We start from the raw sequence: 1,573 nt of genomic DNA, 5'->3' as shown, positions 1-1,573 counted from the left end.
CGGTGGCGGGCGTCCAGTCCAGGTGCGAGGGCGAGGCCAGACCGGCCGCGAGGACGACGGCCTTGCCCGCGGCGATGTCGGCCTTGACCGCAGTGGCCAGGGCGGTGGCCTGCTTGCCGCGGGTGGAGGCGCTCTCGCTCGCGACGGTGGCCTCGGCGGTGCGGCCGTCCTGCACCGCGTACGGGCCGTAGTCGGCCTCGTCCAGGTGCGCGGCCCAGAACCGGATGCTGCGGTTGCCCGGCAGCTGCACGGTGGCGCCCGCGGCGGGCAGCGTGGTGGTGACGGCGGTGACCGAGGCCAGTGGGTAGCGGCTGACGATGCCGACGCTTCCCGCGCTCTGGTACGCGTACCAGCCGAGCGCCGCGGCCAGGGTGGTGGCGGCGGTGCCGGCGGTCTCCTGCAGCGCGACGACGTCCAGGTTCTGGGTGAGGATCACCCGCAGCTGCTTCTCCAGGCCGTCGGTGGCGTGGGTGCCGGCGTCCCAGAGGTTCCAGGCGGCGGTCTTCAGCCGGATCGGCTGGGCCGGGTCGCGGACCGAGAGCTGGACGGTGATGGTGTCCGTGTTGCCGGCCGCGTCCTTCACCCCGACGGTCAGCACGGCCGGGTCGGCGGGCGCGCTGCTCGGGGCGGTGCCGGTGACGGTGCCGTCGGCGGCCACCGACAGCCAGGAGTCACCGGCGATCTTGCGGAACGTCGGTGCACCCGAGGAGCGCATCCACAGGCCGCCGAGCTTGACGCTCACGGCGGCACCCGGCGCGACCTGGGTGGTGGTCAGCGCGTCGACGGCGGCGTGCGAGCGGGGCGCGGCGGGCTTGGGCTTGAAGCTGAAGGGCGCGCTCTGGGCGAGGATCCCGTACCCGTCCTTGGCCAGCAGGTACGCGGTGTAAGGGCCGCCGGTAAGGGCGGAGGTGTCGAGCTGGACGTCGCCGGACGCCCCGGGCGTGTACTTCCACAGCAGCGAGGAGCCGGTGCCGGGCAGCCGGGTGCCGTCGTAGATGCCCACCCAGTTCTTCGCGTCCGGAGCATCGGTGGTCCAGTGGAAGGTGAGCTTGTCGCCTTCGGTGGGACTGGTGGGTGAGGAGAGGACGAGGGAGGATCCTGTCGCCACGGGGGTCCTGTCCGCCGGACCGGTGCGGGTCCGGCTGGGTCGAGTTGGCTGTACAACTGACCCAATTCACTCTAGGAGTAACGGACTTGGGATGAACAGGGCGTGGCCGCCGGTCGGGAACACCGGGAACTCCTGGCCGACGCGGGCGCGCGGATCCCGCCACCGGCGGGCCGGTGGCGGGATCCGCGACCGGGGTCAGTGCACGGTGCCCGCGTACCGGCGTGCGAAGCGGGTGCCGGTGGCCGCGGTGACGGTCACGTCGTAGCGGCCGTTGTCCAGCGGCCAGTTCACGCCCACCACCCGGTTCGCCCCTACCCACACGGTCTGCGTCTGGCCGCCGAAGTCGTTCGGGGTGACGGTGAACGAGACCTCCGTCGGGCCGTCGTTGTGCAGTTGCAGCAGCACCTTCTTGGTGCTGACCGTGGCCGCGACCGAGGGGACCGCGATGTCGGTCTGCTCCGCGCG

General features: G+C 72.7%; 2 protein-coding genes. Both read right to left on the bottom strand.

What is annotated here, in order from left to right; translation table 11 throughout:
- The coding region (locus AA75_RS50710; protein WP_199520581.1) for an endonuclease/exonuclease/phosphatase family protein at positions 1 to 1,108 on the bottom strand (1,108 nt) is incomplete at its 3' end.
- A 195-nt stretch (positions 1,109 to 1,303) separates the two neighbouring features.
- Positions 1,304 to 1,573, bottom strand: a 270-nt coding sequence (locus AA75_RS44390) for a phospholipase domain-containing protein (protein ID WP_149038725.1), incomplete at its 5' end; no start/stop codon positions are given.

The sequence above is a fragment of the Kitasatospora sp. MBT63 genome (genome assembly GCF_000710465.2).
GTDB lineage: Bacteria > Actinomycetota > Actinomycetes > Streptomycetales > Streptomycetaceae > Kitasatospora.
Note: the sequence above shows the minus strand (reverse complement) of the source record. Positions and strands in the feature narration are given on the sequence as shown.